General features: G+C 68.9%; 21 protein-coding genes. 5 read left to right on the forward strand and 16 right to left on the reverse strand.

All coding sequences use genetic code 11. From position 1 onward, the window contains the following. Positions 1–112: 112 nt before the first annotated feature. The 3 genes from dprE2 to dprE1 (MOQ72_RS14740) are packed head-to-tail and all read right to left on the reverse strand — an operon-like array spanning position 113 to position 3,596. Positions 113–874, reverse strand: coding sequence for a decaprenylphospho-beta-D-erythro-pentofuranosid-2-ulose 2-reductase (gene dprE2, locus MOQ72_RS14730; RefSeq protein ID WP_242184021.1), 762 nt, complete (start codon positions 872–874; stop codon positions 113–115). Continuing rightward, a complete protein-coding gene (gene dprE1 / locus MOQ72_RS14735) occupies positions 871–2,223 on the reverse strand; it encodes a decaprenylphosphoryl-beta-D-ribose oxidase (RefSeq protein WP_242184093.1) in 1,353 nt (450 codons plus the stop codon). Before dprE1 (MOQ72_RS14735) ends, dprE2 begins: the two co-directional genes overlap by 4 nt. 8 nt (positions 2,224–2,231) lie before the next feature. Beyond that, positions 2,232–3,596 carry a decaprenylphosphoryl-beta-D-ribose oxidase gene (gene dprE1, locus MOQ72_RS14740; protein WP_242184022.1) on the reverse strand — a complete coding sequence of 455 codons (1,365 nt, stop codon included), beginning with the start codon at positions 3,594–3,596 and terminating at the stop codon, positions 2,232–2,234. Between the two features lie 170 nt (positions 3,597–3,766). Here dprE1 (MOQ72_RS14740) and MOQ72_RS14745 point away from each other — a divergent pair, with 170 nt between their 5' ends. After that, a complete protein-coding gene (locus tag MOQ72_RS14745) occupies positions 3,767–4,204 on the forward strand; it encodes a GtrA family protein (protein ID WP_242184023.1) in 438 nt (145 codons plus the stop codon). Between the two features lie 80 nt (positions 4,205–4,284). On the opposite strand, the gene MOQ72_RS14750 is transcribed toward MOQ72_RS14745, so the two are convergent. After that, positions 4,285–4,551, reverse strand: a complete 267-nt coding sequence (locus MOQ72_RS14750) for a hypothetical protein (protein ID WP_242184024.1) — start codon at positions 4,549–4,551, stop codon at positions 4,285–4,287. A 181-nt stretch (positions 4,552–4,732) separates the two neighbouring features. Between MOQ72_RS14750 and MOQ72_RS14755 the strand changes: the two genes are divergently transcribed. Further along, the gene (locus tag MOQ72_RS14755; protein ID WP_242184025.1) at positions 4,733–6,262 is read left to right on the forward strand and encodes a trypsin-like serine protease; all 1,530 of its coding nucleotides are present in this window, start codon (positions 4,733–4,735) and stop codon (positions 6,260–6,262) included. A gap of 13 nt (positions 6,263–6,275) precedes the next feature. Here the strand turns inward: MOQ72_RS14755 and MOQ72_RS14760 are convergent, their stop codons facing one another. The 5 genes from MOQ72_RS14760 to MOQ72_RS14780 are packed head-to-tail and all read right to left on the reverse strand — an operon-like array spanning position 6,276 to position 11,352. Next, positions 6,276–7,124: an amidohydrolase family protein gene (locus MOQ72_RS14760; RefSeq protein ID WP_242184027.1), complete on the reverse strand. Its 849-nt coding sequence runs from the start codon at positions 7,122–7,124 to the stop codon at positions 6,276–6,278. Further along, a complete protein-coding gene (locus MOQ72_RS14765; RefSeq protein ID WP_242184029.1) occupies positions 7,121–8,158 on the reverse strand; it encodes an Ldh family oxidoreductase in 1,038 nt (345 codons plus the stop codon). Before MOQ72_RS14765 ends, MOQ72_RS14760 begins: the two co-directional genes overlap by 4 nt. Next, entirely contained in the window at positions 8,155–8,910 is a 756-nt protein-coding gene (locus MOQ72_RS14770) for an MBL fold metallo-hydrolase (protein WP_242184031.1), read from the reverse strand. The genes MOQ72_RS14765 and MOQ72_RS14770 overlap by 4 nt, the downstream gene beginning before the upstream one ends. Further along, positions 8,907–10,244 carry an MFS transporter gene (locus MOQ72_RS14775; RefSeq protein WP_242184032.1) on the reverse strand — a complete coding sequence of 446 codons (1,338 nt, stop codon included), beginning with the start codon at positions 10,242–10,244 and terminating at the stop codon, positions 8,907–8,909. The genes MOQ72_RS14770 and MOQ72_RS14775 overlap by 4 nt, the downstream gene beginning before the upstream one ends. Before the next feature lie 37 nt (positions 10,245–10,281). After that, positions 10,282–11,352 (reverse strand): isocitrate/isopropylmalate dehydrogenase family protein, encoded by a 1,071-nt coding sequence (locus MOQ72_RS14780; protein ID WP_242184035.1) that lies wholly within the window; start codon positions 11,350–11,352, stop codon positions 10,282–10,284. A 400-nt stretch (positions 11,353–11,752) separates the two neighbouring features. On the opposite strand from MOQ72_RS14780, the gene MOQ72_RS14785 reads away from it, so the two are divergent. Further along, on the forward strand, positions 11,753–12,922 hold the full coding sequence (locus tag MOQ72_RS14785) for a citrate/2-methylcitrate synthase (RefSeq protein ID WP_242184037.1): 1,170 nt from the start codon (positions 11,753–11,755) through the stop codon (positions 12,920–12,922). 24 nt (positions 12,923–12,946) lie between these two features. On the opposite strand, the gene MOQ72_RS14790 is transcribed toward MOQ72_RS14785, so the two are convergent. The 5 genes from MOQ72_RS14790 to MOQ72_RS14810 all read right to left on the reverse strand — a co-directional run bounded on the left by MOQ72_RS14790 (position 12,947) and on the right by MOQ72_RS14810 (position 19,896). Then, a complete protein-coding gene (locus MOQ72_RS14790; protein WP_372495373.1) occupies positions 12,947–16,255 on the reverse strand; it encodes an arabinosyltransferase domain-containing protein in 3,309 nt (1,102 codons plus the stop codon). Positions 16,256–16,645: 390 nt separating this feature from the next. After that, positions 16,646–17,560, reverse strand: a complete 915-nt coding sequence (gene glfT1 / locus MOQ72_RS14795) for a galactofuranosyltransferase GlfT1 (protein ID WP_242184038.1) — start codon at positions 17,558–17,560, stop codon at positions 16,646–16,648. Then, entirely contained in the window at positions 17,557–18,375 is an 819-nt protein-coding gene (wzt, locus tag MOQ72_RS14800) for a galactan export ABC transporter ATP-binding subunit Wzt/RfbE (RefSeq protein WP_242184040.1), read from the reverse strand. Before wzt ends, glfT1 begins: the two co-directional genes overlap by 4 nt. 16 nt (positions 18,376–18,391) lie before the next feature. Continuing rightward, a complete protein-coding gene (wzm, locus tag MOQ72_RS14805; RefSeq protein ID WP_242184042.1) occupies positions 18,392–19,255 on the reverse strand; it encodes a galactan export ABC transporter permease subunit Wzm/RfbD in 864 nt (287 codons plus the stop codon). Between the two features lie 110 nt (positions 19,256–19,365). Continuing rightward, positions 19,366–19,896, reverse strand: coding sequence for a bacterial proteasome activator family protein (locus tag MOQ72_RS14810; RefSeq protein ID WP_242184045.1), 531 nt, complete (start codon positions 19,894–19,896; stop codon positions 19,366–19,368). A 297-nt stretch (positions 19,897–20,193) separates the two neighbouring features. Here MOQ72_RS14810 and MOQ72_RS14815 point away from each other — a divergent pair, with 297 nt between their 5' ends. After that, complete coding sequence (locus tag MOQ72_RS14815; RefSeq protein WP_242184047.1) at positions 20,194–21,393, forward strand: cysteine desulfurase-like protein; 1,200 nt, start codon at positions 20,194–20,196, stop codon at positions 21,391–21,393. 93 nt (positions 21,394–21,486) lie between these two features. Here MOQ72_RS14815 and MOQ72_RS14820 read toward each other — a convergent pair whose 3' ends face one another. After that, on the reverse strand, positions 21,487–22,512 hold the full coding sequence (locus tag MOQ72_RS14820) for an esterase-like activity of phytase family protein (RefSeq protein WP_242184048.1): 1,026 nt from the start codon (positions 22,510–22,512) through the stop codon (positions 21,487–21,489). A gap of 261 nt (positions 22,513–22,773) precedes the next feature. Then, the gene (locus tag MOQ72_RS14825; protein WP_242184060.1) at positions 22,774–23,751 is read right to left on the reverse strand and encodes an NAD(P)H-quinone oxidoreductase; all 978 of its coding nucleotides are present in this window, start codon (positions 23,749–23,751) and stop codon (positions 22,774–22,776) included. Between the two features lie 186 nt (positions 23,752–23,937). Here MOQ72_RS14825 and MOQ72_RS14830 point away from each other — a divergent pair, with 186 nt between their 5' ends. Then, positions 23,938–25,446 (forward strand): M28 family metallopeptidase, encoded by a 1,509-nt coding sequence (locus tag MOQ72_RS14830; RefSeq protein ID WP_242184061.1) that lies wholly within the window; start codon positions 23,938–23,940, stop codon positions 25,444–25,446. Positions 25,447–25,493 lie beyond the last annotated feature (47 nt).

A 25,493-nucleotide genomic window follows, 5' to 3' on the forward strand; every position in this document is an offset into this window, starting at 1 on the left:
ACAACTGGTCAGGCCGTCGCCGCAGCCGAAAACGCGGTGAACTGCCGGTGAAGGTGGCGACTACGAGAACGGGGCCGCCGGAGATGGTTCCGACGGCCCCGCGGAAGACCGATCAGATCGGCAGGCGGCGGAAGATGGCGCGCGGCACGTGCCGCAGGATCGACATCACGAATCGGAACTGCGCCGGGGCGTACACCAGCGGACTGCCCTTGCGGACGCCGTCCACGATCACCTTGGCGACGCTCTCCGGGGTGTTCGCCATCGGCGCAGCTTTCATGCCTTCGGTCAGCTTGGTGTGGGTGAAGTTCGGCCGCACGACGGTCACCTTGACCCCGTGCTCCTCCAGCGCGTAGCCCAAGCCGGAGAAGAACACGTCCAACCCGGCCTTGGACGAGCCGTAGACGAAGTTCGACCGCCGCGCGCGCTCACCGGCGGGGGAGGACATCACCGCGACGTGGCCGTGGCCCTGCTTGCGCAGCTTCCCGGCCAGCAGCACACCCAGCGACACCGGGGCGACGTAGTTGACGTCGGCCACCGCGCGGGCCGCCTCGACGTCGGTCCAGCCCTTCTCGTTGTCGCCCTGGATGCCGAAGGCGATCAGCGTGACGTCGACGTCGCCGTCGGCGAACGCCTTGTCGATGACCTCGGCGTGCGTATCGGGCTTGCGGGCGTCGAAGGTCAGGATCGAGACCGTGCTGCCGGTCTTGCGCAGCTTCTCGGCGGCCTCGTTCAGGCGGTCGGATTCCTCGGGGCGATCCGCGAGGATGATCCGCAGCGGGCGGGTCTCGGCGTACTGCGTCGCAGTCGCCAGCGCGATGTCCGAGGTGCCGCCCAGCACCAGCAGGGATTGGGGATTTCCAACGGCGTCGATCAAAGCTCAAGCCTCCGGCTCATGTCTGAGGCGAAAATGCCTTCGGGGTCAACGGATTGGCGGATCTTGCGGAACTCGTCGACTCGCGGGTACATCTTGTGGAACGTCTCCGCCGTGGTCCGCGAGTCCTTCGCGGTGTACAGCCGACCGCCGATTTCGAGCACCATCTCGTCGAGATCGGTGCAGAACCGGCCGAGTCCGTCGACGATCGGGAAGTCCAGGCACACCATCCAGCCCGGATGCGGGTAGGACAGCGGCGCCCGATTGCCCTCGCCCATCTTCTTGATGACGTTGAGGAACGAGACGTGCCCGGAGTGCGCGATCTTGCGGATGATCCGCTTGAGCTCCTCCTCCTTGCCGTAGGGCACGGAGAACTGGTACTGCGCGAAGCCCTGCGAACCGTACGCCCTGCTCCACTCGCCGATGAGGTCGAGCATGTGGTAGAAGCCGCTGATGTTCTGGATCAGGTCCCGGCCGCGCTTCGGCGTCTTCCGGTAGTACAGCTCACCGATCGCGCTGAACGTCAGCTTGTTGCCCAGCCGCGGCGGGAACACGTCCGGCAGGGTCAGCAGTTGCGGCGCGTCGAACTTGAGCGGATCCGCGCGCAGCTTCGGCGGCAGCTGGTCGACCGTGGCGAGCGAGCCGCGGCCGAACGCGCCGCGGCCCAACTTCGGCCCGGTGGAGATCGAGTCGAACCACGCCGAGGAGTACGTGTACCTGTCGTCGGAACCGTCGTCGAACAGCGCGATCGTCTCGTCCAGATCGGCGGTCCGATCGGTGTCCGCGATGAAGTACGCGCTCTCCGTCCTGGTCATCCGGATCGCGGCGCGCAAGATGACGCCGGTGAGACCGATGCCCGCCACGGTCGCCCAGAACAGCTCGGAGTCGGGGCCGTCGGGCGTCAGCGTCCGGATCTCGCCGTCCGCGGTGAGCAGGTCCATCGTCACCACGTGGTTGCCGAAACTCCCGGCGCTGTGGTGGTTCTTGCCGTGGATGTCGTTGGCGATCGCGCCGCCGACGGTGACCTGCCGGGTGCCCGGCAGCACCGGCACCCACAGGCCGTGGGGCAGCGCCGCCCGCATCAGCTGGTCCAGGCTGACCCCGGCGTCGACGTCGACGATCGCGTTGTCCGGGTCGATGTGGTGGATGCGGTTCAGCGCGGTCATGTCGATGACCACACCGCCAGCGTTCTGCGCGACATCGCCGTAGCTGCGGCCCAGGCCGCGGGCGATGACGCCGCGCTCGTCGGCGGTGCGCACCGCCTCGGCGATCGCATCGGTGTCGGTCGTGCGCAGCACACGCGCCCGCGATGGCGCGGTCCGGGCCCAGCCGGTCAGCTTGCGGTACTCCATTGCGGCGGTCACAGGCTCAGCCTCCGGGCCAGGTCGGAGCGGAAGATGCCTTCCGGGTCGACCGTGGCGCGGATCTTGCGCCACTCGTCGATCCGCGGGTACATCTGCTCGATCATCTCGGGCGACGTGCGGGACTCCTTGGCCAGGTACAACCGGCCGCCCGCGCCCAGCACCATCTCGTCGAGCTCCTGGCACAACCGGTCCAGGCCCGGCGTGATCGGGATGTCGACGGTCAGCGTCCAGCCCTTGCGCGGGAAGGACATCGGCGCCTGGTTGCCCTGCCCGAAGGTCTTGAGCACGTTCAGGAACGACACGTGGCCCGACGAGCTGATCTTGTCGATCGAGCGGCGGAACATCGTCTCCTGCCCGAACGGCACCATGAACTGGTACTGCAGGAAGCCGTTGGGGCCGTAGACCCGGTTCCACTCGCCGACCAGGTCCAGCGGGTGGAAGAACTGGGTGATGTTCTGCACCATGCCGAACTTCGTCGGCGCCTTGCGGTACCAGACCTCGTTGAACGCGGTGATGGTGAACTTGTTCACCAGACCGTTGGGGAAGATCGGCGGGGCGGTCATCAGCTGCGGCGCGTTGAACTTCAGCGGGTCCTTGCGCAGCTTCTTCGGCAGGTCCTCGACCTTGGCCGAGTTGCCGCGGGTCAGCAGCGCGCGGCCCATCTTCTCGCCGCGGGCCAGCGAGTCGAACCAGGCGACCGAGTAGACGTAGTTGTCGTCCGAGCCGTCGGTGAAGTGCTCGATCAGCTCGTCGAGGTTCTTGGTCTGGACGTTGTCGACCAGGAAGTACGCGGTTTCGACGCGCTTGAGCTGGACTGTCGCGCCCAGGATGATGCCGGTCAGGCCCATCCCGCCGACGGTCGCCCAGAACAATTCGGCGTGCTCGCCGTCCGGGGTCAGGGTGCGGACCTCGCCGTCGGCGGTGAGCAGGTCGAGGGACCGCACGTGGCTGCCGAACGAGCCCTGCGAATGGTGGTTCTTGCCGTGGATGTCCGAACCGATCGCGCCACCGATGGTGACCTGCCTGGTGCCCGGCAGCACCGGGATCCACAGCCCGTACGGGAGCAGTCGGCGCATCAGCGTGTCCAGCGACACGCCCGCGTCCACGACCACCGTCGCGTTGTCCACGTCGACTTGGTGCACCCGGTCGAGGGCGGTCATGTCGATGACGGTGCCGCCCGCGTTCTGCGACGGGTCGCCGTAGCTGCGACCGAGGCCGCGCGCGATGACGCCCCGACCACCGGCCTCGCGGACCGCCTTGGCGATCGCCTCGACGTCCGGGGTGCTGACGACATGCGCCCTGGTCGGGGCGGTGCGCCCCCAGCCGGTCAGCGTCTGAAGCTCGTCCTTTACCGATCCCACCCAGCGGAGTCTATCCGCGATGTGGACACCGATTCGGCCGGGTGCACCCGGTCCCCGGATGGGTGCGATGGGTCGCCGCTACACTCGCTGGGGACGTGTGTGTGGAAGTGGTTCCCCGCGTCTTCGGCGTCTAGCCGGGTGCCCCTGTCGTCGGACCCAGAGGTGAACCAGTGGCCGTGGCCGAACCCGCAGCCCAGACCGAACCGAAGCGCCTAGGCGTGGTCAACCAACTGTTCCGTTTCGTAGCGATCGGTGGCTTCTGCGCCATCATCGATGCCGGGGTCTACGCGATCCTGCTCTCGCTGGGGTTGCCGAACTGGACCTCCAAAGCAGTGTCGTTCATCCTCGGCACCACGGCTTCCTATCTGATCAACCGGAAGTTCACGTTCAGCGGTGCGAGCACGGGCAATGCCAAGGCGAAGGCCATCGGGTTCGCCATCGTCTACACCGCGACGTTCTTCGTCAACGTGGGCACCAACCAGCTGCTCTACCTGACGCTGCCGGACTTCAACGACCAGCTTCGCTACGGCGTGTGCTGGGTCGTCGCGCAGGGCCTCGGCACCTTGATCAACTTCGTGATGCTCAAGTGGGTCGTCTTCCGCGAGTGACCCCGAGGTCGTGAGTGGTAACGGCCGTTATGGCGACCATCGCCACTCACGACGCAAAACGAGTTCGAAGGCAGGCTGCTTCAGTTGCGGAAGCCGGTGCCTCGGGCTGGGGCTCCGTAGGCGTTGGCGTCGGAGCGGGTTGTTTCGATGTGCGCCGTTGCCACGTGCGCGAAATTCACCGCGAAACGGCCGCCGTCGGCGGTGGTGAGCGACTTCGTGTGGCCGTTGGTCATCAGGTCGGCGATCACGTCGCGGAGCGCGTCGGCTTCCGCCGGGTCGAGCGCGATGTGCAGCGGCTGGCTGACCCCGGCGATGTGCAGCACAAGTCCGGGTCGCGTGTCGGGCATCAGGTCTCCCAATCGCAGCGGTTCCTTGACGTTCAAAGAACTCGTCAACCAAGAGCATCACGAACGCACCGGCCCTGGCACCCGTTTTCGCCCTCGGCAGAGGAACTACCAAGCACGACCTGTGGCGGAGTTGTGACATATCGATCATGGCGTGCGGAAATCGGCTCGCCACGGTGGCCGCATGCGAATCCGCTTCCCATTTCTGGTCGCCGCCCTGGCGCTCGCCGCGACCGCCGTGAGCGTCACCCCGGCGCTGGCCATCAAAGGTGGTACCGAGTCCCCCGAGCCCTACTCGTTCATGGGTTCCCTGCAACGACCCGACGACGCAGGTGTCAGTCCGAAGGAGGGCCATGCGTGCGGGGTGATGGTCCTCGCCCCGCAGTGGGTGCTGACCAGCAGCCACTGCGCCCGCAACCCCAACCTGGCGAAGGTCGGCACCCCGCGCAATTGGCGGGTCCGGATCGGCTCGCTGAACCTGGCGTCCGGCGGTGAGGTCGCCGAGGTCGACAAGTTCTACCGGCTCGCCAACGAGCCCGAGGGCTACTTCGGCAAGGACGTCGCGCTGCTGCACCTGCGGACCCCGGTGCGGGCCGAGCCGGTGCGGATCGCGACGGGAACACCGGCGGAAAACACCCCCGCGCGATTCCTCGGCTGGGGTATGACCTGCGACGACAGGAACAATCCCGAGTGCTTCCCCGAGCGGCTGCGGGAAGCCGACACCGTGGTGCAACCGCCCGCGGCATGCCCGGAAGCCGTTCTGGGAGCAGAACTGTGCATCGGCCCCCGCGACGGCAGCATCGGGGCCACCAACATGGACTCCGGCGGGCCCGCGCTGGTGCGCGACGGCGATCGGTGGGCGGTGGCCGGTACGGTCACCGGCCCGAGCACCGGCGGTCCGACGCTGTTCACCGACGTCACCAAGCACACCGACTGGATCAACGGCATGGTCACCGGCACCTCGGTGCCGCCGGAAGTTCCGATCCCGTCCCTGGAAGGCCGGGTGGACCTGGTCACCTGCGTGGGCTCGGTGGTCCGCACTGCCACCTCCCAGCCGGAGGATCCGGCTCTGCTGCTGACCAACGGCCACTGCGTCGAGGGCCAGCGGCCCGCACCGGGATCGGCGCTGGTGGACCAGCCCGCCGACCGCGCGGTGGAAGTCGGCGACCGCGAGGGCTACCCCCAGGCCACGGCCCGAGCCAACCGGCTGGTGTACGCGACCATGACCGGCACCGACATCGCGCTGTACCGGCTGGACAAGAGCTACGGACAGCTGGCCGCCGAGGGCGCGAAGGTCTTCCAGCTCGCCACCACGCCCACGGTCGCGGGTGAACAGGTGGACGCGATCACCGGGGCCCGCCGCTACAGCTGCAACGTGGAGGCTGTGGTGCCGCACCTGCGCGAGGACGGTTACCAGATGGACAATTCCCTGCGCTACACGGCCAACGACGACTGCGGCCTCACTTTCGGCACTTCCGGCAGCCCGCTGGTGACCTCCGACGGCAACACCGTGGTCGGGGTGCACAACACGCACAACCAGGACGGCGAGCAGTGCACGGCCAACAATCCCTGCGAGGTGGCCGAGGACGGCACGGTGACCGCCGAACGCGGCCGCAGCTACGGCCAGCGAGTCGACATGATCACAGCCTGCCTGACCACCGGTTCCGCGCTGGACCTGTCCCGCCCGGAGTGCACCCTGACGCGCCCCGCCTGACCGGCGCTCGTGCTCAGAAGCCGTAGAGCGCGACCGGGTTGTCGACGAGGATCTTGCGTCCCGCCTCGGGACCGGTCCAGTCGAGCAGCCGGTCGAGGGCTCCCGCGTCGTCCACCGCTTGGAACGGCTCCACGGTCCGCCGGTTGGCGGTGGTGCGAGCCCGGCCGCCGGTGTGCGGCCAGTCGGTGCCCCACAGCAATCGCTCCGGTGCGGCACCGACCAGGGCGCGGACCAGCGGGGCGACATCAGCTTGGTCGGGAACGCTGGAAATCCGGTGCGGCGCGGACAGTTTGACGAACGCCGCACCGGATCGCAGGAGGTCGACCAGCTCGGCGAAGCCGGGCTGGTCGAGGCCCGCCGCCGCGTTGGCGAGGGCGAAGTGGTCGAGCACCACCGGCACCGGCAGCCGGGCGAGCTCGTCGGCCAGTGCGGCCACCACGGGCAGTCCGGTGAAAACCTGCAGGTGCCAGCCCAGATCCGCGATCGCGGCGGCGGTCGCCCGCAACGGCGCGACCGCCACCTCGGGGTCGTCAACCGCGAAGGTCGCCAGGTTGACCCGAGCTCCGCGCACTCCCGCGGCGTGCCACTCGCGCAGCGGCGGTTCGGCCGCCGGATCGAACACCACCACTCCTCGGGCGCGGTCGTCCCGCTCGCGCAACTGCCGCAGCAGGCACGAGTTGTCGGTGCCGTACGGGCTGGGCTGCACGAGAACGGCGCGGCTGACTCCCAGCCGCCAGTGCAACTCGTCCAGCTGCGCTCCGCTGGCCTCGCCCGGCGTGTACGTCCGGTCGGCGGCGAACGGGAACTCCGGGTCGAACACGTGGACGTGGCAGTCGCACGCGCCGGGCGGCACGCCCGTCACCGCTGGGCACCCGCCAGGTCGGACACCTGCGCCAGCACTTCGGAGTCCACGGCCACGCCATCGCGCAACTGCCGGTGGTAGCGCGCGAGCTCCAGCTCTCCCGGCAGGCGCACGGGCTGCGCCGGGTCCGCGGCCGGGGTGCTGCGCAGAATCCCGGCGAAGTCCGCCATCCGCTCGTCCAGCGTCGCGGCGGGCAGCAGCTTCGAGGTGTCGATCAGGAAGAACACGTGCCCGAGGTTCTGCGGGCGCTCCGGGTCCTCGCTCCACGAGCTGATGCGCGTGAGGTATCCCGCTCCCGACAGCAGTCCCGCGTACAGGTCGACCATCACGGACAGCCCGTACCCCTTGTGCCCGCCGAGCGGCTGGAGGAACCCGTCGAGCGCGGCGGTCGGGTCGCTGGTCGGCCGCCCGTCCCGGTCGGTGGCCCAGGTGTCCGGAATGGACTGCCCGGCTGCGGCGGCTGCTCGGATCTTCGCCCGAGCCGCGACGCTCATCGCGATGTCCAGCAGCACCGGGTCACCCGCCGCAGCGGGCACCCCGATCCCGAGCGGGTTGTTGCCCAGCCGGGCCTCCCGCCCGCCCCACGGCGCGATCGTGGTGGTCGCGTTGCTGGCGATGATGGCCGCGAAACCCTGCTCCGCAGCCCGGAACAGGTACGGCATCACCGGTCCGAAGTGGTTGCTGCCGCGCACGAAAGCCGCCCCCAGACCGGTCTCGCGGGCTCCGACCAGCGCTGCGTCGAGCGCGTGCGAGCCGACGAGCGGGCCGATGCCGTTGGCACCGTCCACTCGGGACAACGCCGGGGTGACCTGTGCGACCACCACCTTCGCGGCGACATCGACGCCGCCGAGACGCGCGCGATCGAGGTACTGCGCAATCCTGGCCACCCCGTGCGTGCGGATGCCGAAGAGGTCCGCGAGCACCAGCACATCAGCGGCCCGCCTGGCGTCCTCTTCGGACATGCCCCCGGCCACCAGCGCCAAGCCCGCCAGCGCGCGCAGCCGGTCGGCCGTGATTCGGGTGTCGCCGGTCATTGATTTCCTTCCGGGTCGGTCAGGTCGAAGTGCGTGGTGGCGGCGAGGTCTTCGCCGAACCACGAGCGGATTCCGGCGGCGCGCTCGCCGACGTATTCGGGACCAGGCGCCCGCCAGCGCATGGGCACGTCGTGACCGGGCACGAGAAGGGTGTCCGGGTACTCGCGCCACAGGTCGAGGATCTTCCGCACGGAGGCCCGGCTCACTTCGCGGTCGAGGGTCATGTCGACATCGCCACCGAGCAATTCGGCCCGGTTCTTCGCCGCGTCCCCGCTGAACAGCACCGTGTCGTCGGCATCGCGGACGCGGTAGACGACCGAGCCCGGCGTGTGTCCGGGCGCGAGGAACGCTTCGAGGCCGGGCAGGATCTCGCCGTCGCCGGTCACGCGCCGCGTCCGCGGGTTGTTCGCCAGGTCCGCGGCGTACAACTCGGGCAGCGGGTCGAACGCGGCCTGCCGACTCGCCGCCCAGTCGAGTTCGGCCGCGCCGATCCAGACGGCAGCCGACGGGAACAGCAGGTAGTTCGCCGCGTGGTCGTAGTGCGCGTGAGTGAGCAGCACATCGGTGACCTCGGCCGGGTCGACGTCGTGCGCGGCGAGCCGTTGTGCGAGCAGCGAGCGCATCCCGAACGAGCCGGTGTCGGCCAGCAGGAGCCGCTCGCCGTGGCGGACGAGCGTGACACTGCTCCAACCGAGCCCGCCGTGCTCCGTGCTCTTACCGGGATATCCCTGGGTGAGCGGCAGAACTTTCACCGGGCACCGCCTTCCGAAACGACCGCGGCCGGGGCCGCCGCGCTCGGCTCGTCGTGGTCGAACGTGTTCCGCGCCAGCAGCGCGACGATCGCGGTCACCAGGCCCAGCACGGCGAGGTAGACGCCGAGACCGTAGGGGCCTCCGGTGACGTCGTTCAGCCACACTCCGATGATCGGGCCCGTGCCGCCGAACACGGCCTGCGCGATGTTGTACGCCAGCGCGCCCGCGGTGACCCGCACCGCTGTCGGGAAGATCTGGCTGATCGCGAGCAGCGCGGGCAGGGCCAGCAATCCCTTGCACGCGCCGATGATCGCGCTGCCGGTGACGGCGCCGACGCCACCAGCCGACGCGAGCGCCAGCGATGGCACCGCCGCGATGGCGACCACCAGCCCCATCAGGCTGAGCGCGCGGCGGAGGCCGAGCCGGTCAGCCACCGGGCCCATCACGAGCGAGCCGACGATGACGAGGACGTTGCTGACGATGGTCGCGTTGTACGCCTCGTTGCTGCTGAGGTTGCCGACCTTGATCAGGAAGGTCGTCAGGTACGACGTGATCGTGGTGCTCAGCAGGGCATAGCTGGCCGTGGCGACGATGAACACCACGATCTTGCCCCAGTGCAGGCGCAGGGCGTCCCGCAACGGCGTGGCCGCGGTCTTCGCCTTCGCACGTGCGGCGGCCAGCATTTCGAACTCCGGGCTCTCCTCGACCTTCGAGCGCAGGTACACCCCGAGCAGGGCCAGCGGCAGGCCGACGAGGAAGAGGATCCGCCAGCCGAAGGTGTTGTACTGGTCTTCGGTGAGCAGGCTGGAGCACAGGCGCGCCAGCAGCGATCCGCACAGGATGCCGATGAACGTGGTGGCCACGAGCGCGCTCACGTTGCGGGCGCGCCGGGTGATGGGGCTGTGCTCGAACACGAAGCTGATCGCGCTCGCGTACTCGCCGCCCGCGCCCATCGACTGCGCGAGGCGGCACACCAGCAGCAGCACCGGCGCGAGGAGACCGATCTGCGCGTAGGTCGGCAGCACGCCCATGAGCGCCGTGCCGAAGCAGGTGAACAGGATCGAGATGGACAGCGCGCGGCGGCGGCCGAAGCGGTCCCCGATCCAGCCGAACAGGATGCCGCCCACGGGCCGCGCGATGTAGCCGAGCGCGAAGACGGCGTAGGTGTTGAGCAGTGCGACGGCGGCGTTGTCGCCGGGGAAGAACTTGGCGGCGATGATCGTGGCGACCACCCCGTAGACGCCCCAGTCGTACCACTCGGCGAAGTTGCCAGCCGACGCGGCCACGATGGTCCGCGTGCGGCGGGCGCCGGTGAACTCCAGCTCGGTGCTCATAACGGGTCTTTCCGTTCTCATCACGGGGAAATGGGGGTCAGTCGATGCGGTCCGCGATCGCCCGCGCGACCGCTTCGGGACCACCCAGCGCGGAACCATCGGGGGCGATCCGGACCTCCCCGGCTTCGAGCGCGGTCGCCACGGCAGCGCGGACGAGCCCGGCCTCGGCGGGGTGGCCGACGTGGTCGAGCATCATCGCGGCGGCGAGGACCTGCCCGATCGGGTTGGCCAGGCCCTGCCCGGCGATCGAGGGGGCACTGCCGTGGATGGGTTCGAAGTAGGCGCTGTCGTCCCCGATGTTTCCCGAGCCGCACAGCGAGATGCCGCCGATGGTCGCGCCGCCGAGGTCGCTGAGCACGTCACCGAGGAAGTTCTCCATCACCAGCACGTCGAAGTCACCGGGCCGCAGCACCAGGGCCTGCGCAGCGGCGTCGGCGTAGAGGGTCTCGGTCTCGATGTCCGGGAAATCCGCGGCGACCTCGAAGAAGATCTCGCGGAACAGCGCGTGGCTGCGCAGCACGTTGCTCTTGTCCACGCAGGTCACGCGGCGCTTGCCGTCGCTCGGGGCGCCGTTGCGGGCAGCCGCCAGCTCGAATGCGCGTCGGCAGACCCGCAGGGTGCCCTCCCGAGTGGTCATGAGGGCGTCCGAAACCGCCCACCGGTTGCCCACTCCCTTGCCGCGGGAGGCGTACAGGCCCTCGGTGTTCTCGCGGACGATGACGTAATCGATCCCGCCGGGCTTCGCGCTGCCGAGCGCGGAGGTGACGCCGGGCAGCAGCAGCGCCGGGCGCACGTTGGCGTAGGCGTCGAGGCCGGTCCGGAGGATGCCGCCGAGCAATCCGGCCTCCGTGCCGTCCGGGAACCGGACGTCGGGCAGCCCGACCGGTCCCTTGAGCGTCGCCGCGACCCCGGTACGCAGGTACTCCAGGTCTTCGGGCGAACACGCCGCGCCGGTGCGGCGGTAGGTGTCGGCGCCAGCGTCGATCTCGGTGTAGCGGAGCTCGAAGGCGCCCTTCGCGGTCACCGCGCCCAGCACGGTGAGTGCGGCGTCCACCAGCTCTGGGCCGATGCCGTCTCCGCGGATGACGGCGATGTCATGAACCTGCACTAGCGCTCCAGGTTGGAAATCAATACAATCAACATTAGAAGTCAATGTTGACTACGGTATCGAGACCGTAGCCACCAGCGAAAAGCCTTGTCAACCCGGAGTTTCCGGTCTGCGACAACAACTCGTCGCGGGCAGCCGAGTTGGCGATCTCTGAGTCCGTCTTGTAAGCGGCGTAGCCGCTTGCGGTGTGGGACTCAGCTGGCACCGCCGCGGGTTCTCAGCGGTCGCCTCGCGAGGACAGCCACGACGTGGCGAATTGGCTGGCATTCATGATGTCGGGGATCCCACAGCGAGGCGGCCGCTGAGGTTCCGCTACCCGCACCGCTGCGCAAACCGTGGCTGAAACAATCTCTAGACTCGACGAAAATCAACACTCGGTTTGGGGGAGGGGAGCCAGTCGTTGGGCGATCGCGCGGAGGTCTTGTCGATCGCCGAGGCAGCCGACGTCCTCGGCGTCAAGCAGAGCACGGTTTACGCCTACATCAGCCGTGGTCTGCTGAAGCGTCGGCGGCTGCCCCGAGACCGGCGGAGCTGGCTGTCCCGCAGCGAGGTCGAGGGCTTCGGGCAGCGCAAGGGCACGCGAACGCTGATCCGCGAGGACGAACCCGCCGAGCAGGAGGCCGTGACCTCCGTGGCCCGCATCGACGGCGACACCCTGCTCTACCGCGAACGGGACGCCGTCGAACTGGCCCGGACGGTGTCCTACGAAGAGGTGGCCGAACTCCTGTGGGAACAGCCTGGCGCGGCCCCCGCGACCGAGCTCGACCCGGAGCTGGTGACCGCGATCCACCGCCTGCAGGACAGCATGCCGCCCACCAGCCTGCCGCTCGACCGGCTGAAGGTGACGACGATGTTGCTCGGCGCGCGCGACTCGTTCCGGTACGACCTGACCGCGCCTTCGGTGCTCTCGGCCGCGCGCACGCTCGCGCCCGCCTTCGTGGCGTCCCTCCCGCAGCAGGGCGCGGCCGACGGCCCCGGCCAGTCCATCGCCGACCGGTTGTGGGGTCGGCTCACCGCCGAGCCCGCCACGCCGGAGGGGATCGCGGTGCTGTCGGCGGCGCTGGTGCTGCTCGCCGACCACGGACTGGGGCCCTCCACGCGAGCCGTCCGCGAAGCGGCGGCCACGGCGGCCGATCCTTACTCGGCCGTGCTAGCTGGCATGAGTGTCGCGAGTGGACTCCTGCTGGGCGGCGGCTCGTCCCTCGCGGTGCAGGCATGGCTCGGCGACATCACGTCACCGGACTCGGTGTCGCGGGTCCTCGAACAGCGCCTCCTGCGCGGCGACCGCCTGTCCGGCTTCGGCCAGCCCCGCTACCGTGGCGCCGATCCCCGCGCCGCCACCCTGCTCAAGATGCTGGCCGAAGCCCCGGCGGACCGGGAACGCCTGGCCATCGTCGAAGCGGCCACCGACCTCGTCCATCGCCGCCGCAACCTCGAACCGAACGTCGAGTTCGCCCTCGGCGCCCTGTGCTTCGTCCACGGCATGACCGAGGGCGCGGGCGAGGCCATCTTCGTGATCGCGCGCACCGCTGGCTGGATCGCCCACGCCGTGGAGACCTACGCCGAGTAGTTCGCGCGGCGCACCCGCCACTCCCTACTGCTGGGAGTCGTCGTCTTCCTCGTTGGGTTCGAAGCCCTTGACGTCGTTGCGGTCGTCCGAGCTCGGCACGTCGCCCGGCAGCTGGACCGTCTTCGGCGTCGGGCCCGGCGTCCACGTGCCCCAGTGGGTCTCCTCGTGCACGTCCATCGCCGACTGCGCGGGCAGCGCGTCCGGCTCGTACGGGTCGACCGCGTACAGCGAACCCCAGTCCCGGTGGATGTTGTTCTTCAGGTACGTCGGCAGCTCCCGCATGCTGGTCGCCACGTTGAGCCAACCGAACGGCCCGCCCGCGTCCGGCGACGACCAGCCCTGCCCGATGTCGCGCACCTCGGCCCCGGCCGCCACCCGGAACTTCGGGATCTCGGCGATGCCGTTGTGCACGCCCGGCAGTTGCAGGCACGGGTTCACCAACGCGGCGGTCCACTCCACGAACGTCGGCTGGTCGCCGACGAAGTCGGTCATGTTCACCAGCTGCGGCGCGCGCGGTGCGCTGACCGCGACCCAGCCGTTCGGGCCCAGCGCGTTGTCGGTGGCCACCACCCGCATCTTGGTGGCGCCTTCGGACTTGCCGCCGAGGGTGAACCGGAAGTCCCGCCACGCCGGTCCCGGCTGCTGCACCACGTACTTGCGCTCGGTGATCAGGAAACCGTGGTCGGTGTCGTGGCCGAACTCCAGTGCCACCGAGTTCGCGCCCAGCTCGGAACCGGCCAGCGACAGGACCACCGGCACCTCGCCGTTGCGCGCCCGCTCCGGCAGGTCGTACCACTGGGTGCGCAGCTCACCGGTGCCGATACCGGCGGCGTCGTAGCTACCCCACACCGGTGCGTTGTCGTTGCCGAACTGGTGCGGCGGCTTCCAGTCCGGTTCCTCCGGGTCGGAGCCGTCGCCGGGCGGCAGGCCGGGCCGGTTGAACCCGACCATCTTGGCCCGCATGTACTGGTCGGCGTCCTCCTTGCCCTCCAGCCGCTTGGGCGGGATCCCGATCTCCTTGTCCTCCGACGGCGCAGCCGTGCCCGGCTGGGTGCCGGACACCCGGAGCATGCCGACCTGCGGGTTGGTCTCGACGTAGACGTAGTCCGACAGCCCGCAGCTGGAACCGACGATCTGCTTGATGTTGTCCGCGCCGAGGCTGTAGCTGCCCCACTGCTTCTGGATGACCTTGCCGAAGTTGGCCAGCTCGAACAGCACCAGCAGCGCGCACAGGATCGACAGCGGCGCCGTGCCCAGCCGCAACGCCCGACTGCGCTTCTCCTCGCGCCCGAAGCGCTCGTCGACCACCTTCGGGTTGTTCTCGTCGATGCGCAGGTGCTCGATGAACGCCACGATCAGCGCGATCCCGGCGATGATCAGGAACACCGTGCTCAGGTGGTGTCCGTTGATCTGCGGCGGCATGTTGTACCAGGGCACGCCCCAGCCCGAGACGTACCACCAGGCGTTCGGCCCGGTCGCGGCGAACGCCAGGATCACCATCAGCATCGCGAAGAACGCCGCGCGGTTGCGTTTGGACCGCAAGACGGTGCTGCTGGTCGCCAGCGCGGTCAGCGCCGCCAGCGCGCCGCCGAACGCGGCGAAGATGCCGAAGTGGTGGGACCACTTGGTGGGGGTCAGCACGAGCACCACGAACGACAGCGCGGTGATCGCGAGCAGCCGTCGGCTCGGGCCGAGCGCGGCGCCCCGGATCCGCCCGCGCCGCAGCAGCACCACCGCGCAGGTCGCCAGGCACAGCATCACCAGCAGCACCGGGAACCGACGGGTCATCGAGCCGTCCGGCGTCTGGCTGAACAGCAGGTTGTACCGGCTGAGCTCCTCGTACCAGCTCTGGCTCGGGCCGATCTCGGTGCGCAGTTCGGTGGCGTCCATGATCGACTGCCAGGTCTGGTCGGAGAACACCAGCGTCAGGATCACGAACCCGGAAGCCGCGATCGGTGCCAGTATCGGCAGCCAACCGAATTCCTGCGCCCGCTTGCGCAGCAGCCGGAACAGCGGCTTCAGCGCGGCGATGTAGGGCAGCACGGACACCATGCCGTGCGGGTTCGCGCCCACCGACAGCGCCGCGACGACCAGCCCGAGCGCGGCGGGCATCAGCCGTCCGGTGGCCACCGACCGCTCGACCGCGCACAGCGCCAGCAGCGAGAACAGCACCACGACCGGCTCGGGGCGCAACCCGTTGTTGTAGGGCAGCCAGAACGCCAGGAACACCGCGGCCGCGGCCCAACCGGCGGCGTTGCTGCGCCGCACCTGCTGGCCGAGCCGGGGCAGCACCTCGCGGCTGATCAACAGCCAGCTGACGATGCCCATCAGCAGCGCGGGCAACCGCACCCACGGCGTCGAAGTCGAAATCTGCACCCACACCGAATACAGCTCGTAGAACCAGCCGAACGGTGCCTCGGGAACGCCGAACCAGCGGTAGTAGTTGCTGATGTAGCCGAAGCTCTCGCGGGCCCGCGCGATGTTCAGGATGTAGCCGTCGTCCGAGGTCATCGCGCCGATGACCCACCAGATGAGCAGCGCGCCGATCACCGAGACGTCCCGGAACGTCGGCTTCCACCAGCCGCTCGGGATCAGCTTCGGCGGGCGCCGCCCGGCCCGCACGTCCAGCCGCCGCAGGCAGATAACCGAGCCGATGAACGCGGCCACGGCGAGCACCATCACCGCGATCTTGAGCTCCGTCGCCTGGCTCTCGTAGCGGTTGTCGACGCGGGCCTCGAAGGACAGGCCGCGCACGTCGTCGATGCCGTCGTTCAGGCTGGAGTAGATGCCGGTCAGCTGCGGGCGCTGGTCGCCGCGCAGGTTCGCCAGCGACTGGTCACCGACGCTGGCAGTGGTGCCGTAGGCGTCGGAGTGCAGCGACACCGAGCAGTCGCCCGCGGGCAGCGGCACCGTGCCCACCTGCTGGCCCTTGGTCAGCAGCGTCAGGTGGCCGTTGTCGACCTGCAGCGTCAGCCCGGTCAGCTTGCCGTAGTCCGACGACGGTGGGTTGGTGCTCAGCAGGTTCGCCGGACCGTTGGTGCGGGCGTCCAGGCTGCGCACCGACGCGCACGGCACATCGGTTTGCAGCCACACCGGCGAGTAGCTGACCAGCGGCGCCGACACCGATTTGGTGCCCTCTGCGGTCGGCCACTTCAGCGTCGTGACGTTGTAGTTGACCGGAAGAAACGGCACCGCCAGGGCGAGCGCCGTGCCGAGCAGTCCCAGGACCGACGCGAACAGCTTCAGCCGCTTGGCTGACGGTTGCCGACGGATCGTCTCGGTGTGCGCCGAAGCATCGACCGTTCGGCGGCTTTCTTCCTGGCCACTGAGCACGATTGGAGAATAGTAGTTGCTGGTCCCGGCCCTTTCGCGGCATTCCGCAGGTGTGCAAATGGCCACCATCGCTAACGCCGTGAGCTGCGAACTCAGGTTTCTCTCAGGCCGTTCTAAGTGTCCCGTGACAGCACAGTTACCAATGCCAGGTCACCCGCGCTAGAGACTGTCTTCGAACTCGTTTTGCGTTGCGGTGCGGGTGGCGGAACCTCAGAAGCCTTCTCGGTCCGGATCCCCGAGATCAAAGACAGGCACTAACCGCACATGGGTCGCACACCAGCGGCGAAGCCGCTTTCCGCGCAAATTAACCAACCGCGCGTTCTCGCCACGGACCCCAGCACGGCAATTCGCGCGGGCCGCCACCGGACGACCCGCGCGCGTCAATTTCGGTCAGCGCCGGAAGAACTTCTCCTGCTGGCCCTGCCGGAGCAATCGCAGCCACTCCTTGAATGCCTTCGGATCGCGGCGCTGACCCACGAAGTACAGCCCGAACCGGAGCACCTCCAGCGCGCCGATCTTGCGCATTCCCGGCTGCGACAGGAGGTAGCCGCGGTTGCGGTAGGTGTAGTAGCGCTTCACCGCGTCCGAGGGGTCCTGGGCGTGGAACCGGCCGCCCAGCATCGGCTTGAACTCCGCGGAGCCGTCCGGGTGCAGGAACCGGGTCTTCAGGGTGGTGCCGAAGGGCAGCCCGGAACGCACCACCCGGCGGTGCACCTCCACCTCGTCGCCGCGGAAGAACAGCCGGTAGTCCGGCACGCCCACCACGTCCAGCGTCGAGGCGCGGAACAGCGCGCCGTTGAACAGCGACGCGATGCCCGGCAGGAAATCGCCCTCGCCGAGCTCGCTGACCCGCCGCTTCCAGGTCAGGCCGCGGCGCAGCGGGAACGCCAGCTTGTCCGGCGTGTCGATGTTGACCACCACCGGCGACACGGCGGCCAACCGGCGCTTCTTCGCCACGTCCAGCAGCGTCGCCAGCGCGTGCTCGTCGGCCGGGCGGCCGTCGTCGTCGCCCAGCCACACCCACTCCGCGCCGATCGAGAGCGCGTGCAGCATGCCGAGCGCGAAACCACCGGCGCCGCCGAGGTTGCGCTGCGAGACCAGGTAGGTGCTGGGGATCGGGCAGTCGGCCACCACGTCCTGCGCGGGCTGGTCCGGACCGTTGTCGACCACCACCAGGTGGTCCGGCAGCCGGGTCTGGCTCGCGATGACCTTCAGGGACTCGGCCAGCAGCTCGCGACGGTGCCTGGTGACGATCACCGCGACTACGGACCCGCCAGGTTGCTGCTGTGCGGAGTCGGTGCTCATGAGCTTTCTCTGCTCCCGATCGAGGCCGCGGACTCGCCGATCCGGGCCAGGGTTTCCTCACTCAGGTGCTCGAAGGGGTCATACCCCTTGTAGTGGGTCAGCACCTCGCGCAGCGAGCCCTGCTCGCGCATCCCGCCCTTGTCCATCCAGATGGCGGTGCTGCACAGCTCGATCAGGAACTCGTCGGAGTGCGAGGCGAAGACCAGGATGCCGGACCGCTTGACCAGGTCGTTGAGCCGGTCGCGGGCCTTCTCCAGGAACTCGGCGTCCACCGCGCCGATGCCCTCGTCCAGGATCAGGATCTCCGGGTCGATCGAGGTCACCACGCCCAGCGCCAGCCGTACCCGCATACCGGTGGAGTAGGTGCGCAGCGGCATCGCCAGGTAGTCGCCGAGCTCGGTGAACTCGGCGATGTCGTCGATCCGCTTCTCCATCTCCTTGCGGGTCATGCCGAGGAACAGGCCGCGGATGATGATGTTCTCGAACCCGGAGATCTCCGGGTCCATGCCCACGCCGAGGTCGAACACCGGCGCGACCTTGCCGACCACCCGAGCGCTGCCGCGCGTCGGCTCGTAGATGCCGCTTAGCAGGCGCAGCAGGGTGGACTTCCCCGCGCCGTTGTGGCCGACCAGGGCGACCCGGTCGCCGTGCCGCAGCGACAGGTTGATGTCGTGCAGCGCCTCGATGATCGGCACCCGGCTGTCGGTGCCGATCTTGCCGCCCGCCTTGCCGAGCACGGCCTTCTTCAGCGACCGGGACTTCGCGTCGAAGATCGGGAAGTCGACCGCTGCGTTCCAGACATCAATGCTGACCACGGTTGTTCGGCCTCACTCAGACCCAGTAGGAGACACGGGAACGGTAATTGCGCAGGACAACCAGGGCCAACACCCAGCCCACCACGGTGATCACGCCGACCACCAACCAGTGGTGCCACACGATCGGCGAGCCGAGCATCGGCTGCCGGATGATCTCCAGGAAGTGCATGAACGGGTTGATCTCGGCGAGCTTGGCGCGTTCCGCGATCGCCGGGTCCGGGTTCGCCCTGAACTCGTCGTAATTCCACACGATCGGCGTCATGAAGAACATCAGCTGCACGACGCTCTGGGTCACCGGTGGGATGTCCCGGAACCGGGTCGAGATGGTGCCCACGACGAGGATCACCCAGGCGCCGTTGAGCGCCAGCACGGCGAACGCCGGGATCGCGAGCAGCGAGGCCAGCGTGAGCGGTTTGGGGAAGACCAACAGCAGCACGAAGTAAACGACGAGGTTGTGCGCGAAGAAGAGCACCTGCCGCCACAACAACCGGAGCACGTGGATCGACACCGGCGAGGGCAGCTGCTTGATCAGCCCTTCGTTCGAGATGAAGACCTCGGCGCCTTCGTTGACGCAGTTGGAGATGAAACCCCAGATGATGAAGCCGACCGCCAGGTACGGCAGGTGCTGTTCCAGCTTCATGTTGAACAGCTGCGAGTACAGCAGGCCGAGCGCGGTGCACGTCACGGCCATGCTGATGGTGATCCACAGCGGACCGATGACCGAGCGTCGATAGCGCTGCTTGATGTCCTGCCAGCCGAGGTGCGCCCACAGCTGTCTCTGCCCGAGCGCGTCGCGGATGTCCTTGAAGGCTTTTTGCCAGGTTTGCGACGAGGTCTCGGGCGGGGCTGGTGGTCTGTCTACCGTGCTTGTGGCCTGCACAGTGCGTCAGCGTACCGATCGATGGGACGTCGTCCGGCCTTGGGCTTGACTCGCAGGCGTAGGCACCACGTAACGCCCAGTACCCGACCTGCCCTGTGCAGGCACGAGCGTCACAGGTACTGGCCGGTGCTGCGGGGCTGGCTGGTGTCGGCTTCGCCACTGCTGCCCATCGGCAGGCCGCGGCGCATCTGCTCCAGTTGCGCGCGGGCCGCCATCTGCTGGGCGAACAGCGCCGTCTGCAAGCCGTGGAACAGGCCCTCCAACCAGCCCACCAGCTGAGCCTGGGCGATCCGCAGCTCCGATTCGGAGGGCGTCTCGTCCTGGGCGAACGGCAGCGACAGCCGCTCCAGCTCCTCGATGAGTTCCGGTGCCAGGCCCTGCTCCAGCTCGCGGATCGAGGACTGGTGGATCTCCTTGAGGCGGCTGCGGCTGGCCTCGTCCAGCGGCGCCGCCCGGACCTCCTCCAGCAGCTGCTTGATCATGGTGCCGATGCGCATCACCTTGGCGGGCTGTTCGACCAGGTCGTTGATGTCCTCGCCGCGCTCCGGCAGGTCCTCGGCCTGCCCCGCGGCCCCGACCGGCTTGCCGTCCTCGCCGACCACGAACACCTGCGGCCTGCCCTCACTCTGATCGTGGCTCATATCTCCATCCTGGCTCAAATCCGGTCTTCCAAGCTCGTTTTGCGTGGCGATGCGGGTAGCGGCCCCCTGCGGGAGTTGCTGTCGCCATCTCGGTCCGGGATGCCCGACATCATGCATGTCCATACACCATGCCGAGGTCGTCCCCCCAGAGCGGACCCGCAGTCCATCGCCCAGCGGCCTCGCCGCGTGCCTGACGTCACAGTCCCGTTGAGGACGGTGTGCCGACATGCGGCGCGAGTGATGCGATATCGACCACCCGGCAGCGAGATCGAGACGCCTCCTCCGTACGGTGTCCACATGGCGTTCGACGTCGCAGCGGTTCGCGGGCTCTTCCCCGCGCTCGGCGACGGGTGGGTGCACCTGGACGCTCCGGCGGGCATGCAGGTTCCTGAGCAAGTGGCGACCGCGGCGTCCACCGCGCTGCGAGCCCCGGTATCCGGTCCGGGCGGGATCTTCCCCGCGTCGCAGCGCGCCGAGGCGATCGTGGAAGCCGCTCGTCGGGCTATTGCCGACCTGGTGGGTGCGAATCCGGCCGGGGTGGTGCTCGGCCCGAACTCGGCCGTGCTGCTGCAACGGCTCGCCGACGCGCTCGGCGACGGCTGGATGATCGGGGACGACGTGGTCGTCTCCCGGTTGGACCACCCGTCCAACGTCGCGCCGTGGCAGCGCGCGGCGCAGCGCTCCGGGGGCTCGGTGCGCTGGGCCGAGGTGGACATCGAGACCTGCGAGTTGCCCACCTGGCAGTACCAGGAGTTGGTCACCCCGCGGACGAAAGTCGTCGCGATCACCGCCGCGTCCGGTGCGGTCGGAACTCGGCCGGACGTGCGCCCGGCGGCTGAGGCCGCGGCCGAGCACGGTGCGTTGGTCGTGGTGGACGCTGCGGCCGCGGCGCCGTTCGTGCCGTTGGACATCACCACGATGGGCGCGGACGTGGTGGCGGTGAACGCTTCGGCGTGGGGTGGGCCACCGGTGGGTGCGCTGGTGTTCCGGGACGCGGCGATGCTCGACCAGTTGCCGTCGGTGGCGTTGGAGTCCGGCGCGCGCGGACCCGAGCGGCTGGAGCTCGGCCCGCACGCCTACCCGCTGCTGGCCGGGCTGGTGGCGTCGGTGGACTACCTCGCGGGGCTGGACGATTCGGCGGTCGGGCCGCGCCGCGAGCGGCTGCTGACCTCGCTGGGCTCGGTGAAGTCGTACCAGGCCGGGCTGCTGGCGAACCTGACCAACGGGCTGCGGCGGATGCACCACGTGATGGTGATCGGCGATGCGATGCGCCGGGTGCCCTCGATGGCGTTCACGGTCAACGGGGTGAAGGCGGTGGACGCGGTCGAGCACCTAGCGGAGCGAGGGGTCTGCGCCTTCGCGGACCCCGGCACGCACGGGGTGTTCGCGGTGCTCGGTGTGGGCGAGGTCGGCGGCGCGGTCCGAGTCGGCTTGGCGCACTACACCAACGCCTCGGAAGTCGACCAACTCGTCCGAGCCGTCGCCGACCTCAACTGAGCAACCGAGCCCGCGCTCAGCGGCGGGCTTGCGCTCGACCCTGCCGCTGCGGCCGCCACCCGCACCGCCGCGCAAGACGACCCGCGCACCCTCCTAGTGGTGGGGAAGTTTGATGTCCAGCGAGTACAGCCGGGTGGTCTGCACGGGGTTCTCGTTGTCATCGCTGACCAGCAGCACTTGCAGTCGTCCGCCGGGCGCCTCGTGCTGCACGGTCATGCCCTCGATGTTGTCGAGCAGGGGGTTGGGCTGCGGCTGCTTCGCGGTGGCCCCCAGCGTTGGGCAGCCTTGCAGGTCGACGAGCGGGGTCTTGTGCACCAGCCGTGCGTCCGACGAGGTCAGGGAATCGATGCCGGTGACGTCCGTCGCGCCGTGCGGATCGGCGAGGTAGAGGCGGATGGTGTTGCCGACGCCCTCGGTGAACCCGCGCTCAAGCACCAGCAGGCGACCATCGCCGACCGCGGTCACCTCGGCCACGCCCAGCCCTTGATCGACTTGGTAACCGTACTGGTCCGCGAGCGTGAACCCGGCACTTCCGCGTGACCAGGTCTGGAACCGCACGAGATCGGCTTGGTCACCGGAGAGCGCATCCTCCATGGAGGCGACCAGGGTCCTGCCACCTGGCTGGAGGGTGAGCCCTTCGAACGTCGCGTTCTCGGTGCTGCGGCCCGCGGGTGCGACACGCAGCACGTCCGGCACCGGAAGATCGCCCAGCAGCGTGCCGTCCGGGGCGTAGCGGCGCACGGACGGCTCGACTTCGGAAGTGATCAGCCGGGTGCCGTCCGGATCGATGGCGAGCCCTTCACTGTCCAGCGGTCGGCCCTGTTCGTCGGCCAGTGGCACCACATCCACCGGCTGTTTCGTGGTCCGGTCGAGGGAGAACAGCTCCGAGCGGTCGGACAGGGCGAGGATGTCGCCGTCCGGGGCGGCGGACAGGGCCGAAAAGTTGCCCACGTAGGCACCGTTGAAGTTCGTCTTGTCGAGCGCGTCGGAGAACGATTCGATGTTCACCCAGCGCGAGCACGAGTGTGTCGCCGGTGCGGCTGTTGCTACCTGCGGAACGGCAAGGCCGCAGGCGAGAAGAACGCCCGCGGCGAGCGTCGCGGTGGTGCGATTGGCCATGGCGGAGAAGCTATCACCGGCGAAGATTCCCGATTCCCGAAGGAGATCAGCAACACCATCAATTCCCTAGCGCTTTCCCTGCCCTGGCAAGGGCTTTGATCCGCACGACATCGGACGTTCCGCCCCGAAAAGCCGCTCCATCCACCGCGGGAACCGCGGCGGCCCCACCCCCGATCGAGTGATGAGTGAGGGGCACCCTTTACCAAGTAAGTTGGTAAAGGGTGCCCCTCACTCGGGTATTTCGCACCCGATCAGGTGGCGTCAGCGGACCAGCAGGATCTTGCCCCGGACGTCGCCCGCTTCGAGCATCGCGTGCGCTCGCGCCGCCTCGCGCAGCGGCACCCGCTCGTGCACCAGCGTCCGCACCTCGCCCGCCTCGACCAGCGGCCACAGCTTCTGCCGCGCGGCTGCGACGATCGCCGCCTTGCCGTTCGGACCCTCCACCGGCCGCCCGCGCAACCCGAGCACCGAGATCCGCAGCCGCTTGACCAGCATTTTGCCCATGTCCAACTCGGCCTTCCGGCCGCCCTGCAGACCGATGACGGCCAGGTGCCCGTCGGCAGCCAGTGCCGAGAGGTTGCGGTCCAAATAGGACGCGCCCATGTTGTCCAGGATGACGTTCGCCCCGCCGTGCTCCTTGACGATCGAGACGAAGTCCTCGTCGCGGTAGTTGATGACCGGATCCGCTCCCAGGTCGGCGCACAGCTGCCGACTCGCGGCCGATCCGGCGGTCGCCGCCACCCGCGCGCCGAGCGCCTTGCCGACCTGGATCGCGCACGTGCCGATGCCACCGGCACCGCCGTGCACCAGCAGCAGCTGTCCACTCTGGAGCCCGGCTTCCAGCACGACGTTGGACCACACGGTGCAGCCGACCTCGGGTAATCCCGCCGCTTCCACGAGGTCCACCCCGGCGGGTTTGGGCAGCACCTGCGCGGCGGGGACAACCACCCGTTCGGCGTAACCACCACCGGCGAGCAGCGCGCAAACCTCGTCGCCGACCTGCCAATCCGCCACGCCCGCGCCGATTTCGGCGATGGTGCCGGAGCATTCCAGCCCGAGGATCTCGCTGGCGCCCTTCGGCGGCGGGTAGTTGCCCTCCCGTTGGCTCAGGTCAGCGCGGTTGACCGCGCTGGCGGCGACGTCGATGAGCACCTCGCCCGGCCCCGGCCGCGGGTCGGGATGTTCGGTCCATTCCAGCACGTCCGGTTCGCCCGGCTCACGGATCGAGATCGCGTACATGACCTCGACGGTAGTCAGCCCGCCGCGATCCGCACCGCGCGGTGCGGAAAACCGTTGGGAGCCGGACAATGCGGGAAAAATGGGAAAGAGTTCCTGCTTCTTAACTCTTCTCCGTCCAGGCTTGACTTCGCAGAGTGATCCTCTCAAGGCTTGCCAACAAAGAATCCACTCGAAGCGGGGAGCACGATGAGTTTGCGAACCATCACACCCAAGCGCTCCGCGGCAGCCCTTGCCGCGACCTGCGCGGTCGCGTTGTGCACCGCCATCCCGGCTACCGCAGCGCCTCCCGATCTCGGTTCGAAGATCAACGGCGACGCCGTCAACCGTCACCTGATCGCGTTGCAGCGGATCGCCGACCAGAACGCCGGGAACCGCGCATCCGGGTTGCCGGGCTACGAGGCGAGCGTCGACTACGTCGTCGGCAAGCTGCGCGGCGCGGGCTTCGACGTCACCACACCGGAATTCACCTACCAGGCTTACTACTTGGATTCGTTCAGCCTGGCGGTGGCCGGTCAGCCGACCGAGGGCGATGTCCTGGAGTACTCCCCGGCCACCCCGCCGGGCGGCCTCACCGCACCGCTGGCGGTCGCCCCGGTCGACGACACGCCGGGTTGCGAGGCCACCGACTACGACGGCACGAACCTCACCGGAACGGTCGTGCTGGTCCAGCGCGGCTCGTGCACGTTCGCCGACAAGCAGCGGGTGGCGGCCGACCTCGGTGCGGCTGGCGTGATCATCTACAACAACGTGGACGGTCCGCTCAACGGCACGCTCGGCGACCCCGAAGCCGCGCGGATTCCCAGCGCCGGGGTCACCAAGCAGGTCGGCGAGGCGCTGGCCGGGCAGGCGGGTGCCGAGGTGAAGCTGGACATCCAGGCCCGGCTGGAGACCGTCACCACCCGCAACGTCGTCGCGCAGACCCGAACCGGCCGCCCCGACAACGTCGTGATGGCAGGCGCGCACCTGGACAGCGTTCCCGAAGGCGCTGGCATCAACGACAACGGCTCCGGTAGCGCGGGCCTGCTGGAGACGGCGCTGCGGATGGGCGGGAGCCCGGCGGTCAACAACGCGGTGCGCTTCGCCTTCTGGGGTGCGGAGGAGTCCGGTCTGGTCGGGTCGACGAAGTACGTGCAGAGCCTGACCTTCGAGCAGCAGCTCGACATCGCCCTGTACCTGAACTTCGACATGATCGGCTCGCCGAACGCGGGCTACTTCGCCTACGACGGTGACGACTCCGACGGTGTCGGCGCCGGGCCGGGCCCGCAGGGTTCGGCGCAGATCGAGCAGGACTTCGTCGCCGCGATGGCCGCGCAGGGCGTCGCCGTCGAGGGTGACGACTTCGACGGCCGATCGGACTACGGCGAGTTCATCGCGGTCGGCATCCCCTCTGGCGGGCTGAACACCGGTGCCGAGGTCGTCAAGACCGACGCGCAGGTGGCGAAGTGGGGCGGCACCGCGGGCATCGCCTTCGACCCGAACTACCACACGGCTGGCGACAACCTGGCCAATGTGGACCGGGTCGCCCTGGAGCGGAACGCGAAGGCTCTGGCAACAGTCGTCGAGGGCTACTCGCAGAGCACCGAAGGTGTGAACGGGATCCAAAGCCGCGAGGAGCGCGCCCAGCAGCGACCCGCGCAGGGCGCGTTGATGGCGCACCGCCTCGACGCGGCCAACGGGCACCTCAACCGCGCCTGATGCCCGAGGTGGTGGGCACCTCGGGGAAAGGTGCCCGCCACCGGCGA

The organism is Saccharopolyspora soli, assembly GCF_022678645.1.
GTDB classification, from domain to species: domain Bacteria; phylum Actinomycetota; class Actinomycetes; order Mycobacteriales; family Pseudonocardiaceae; genus Saccharopolyspora; species Saccharopolyspora soli.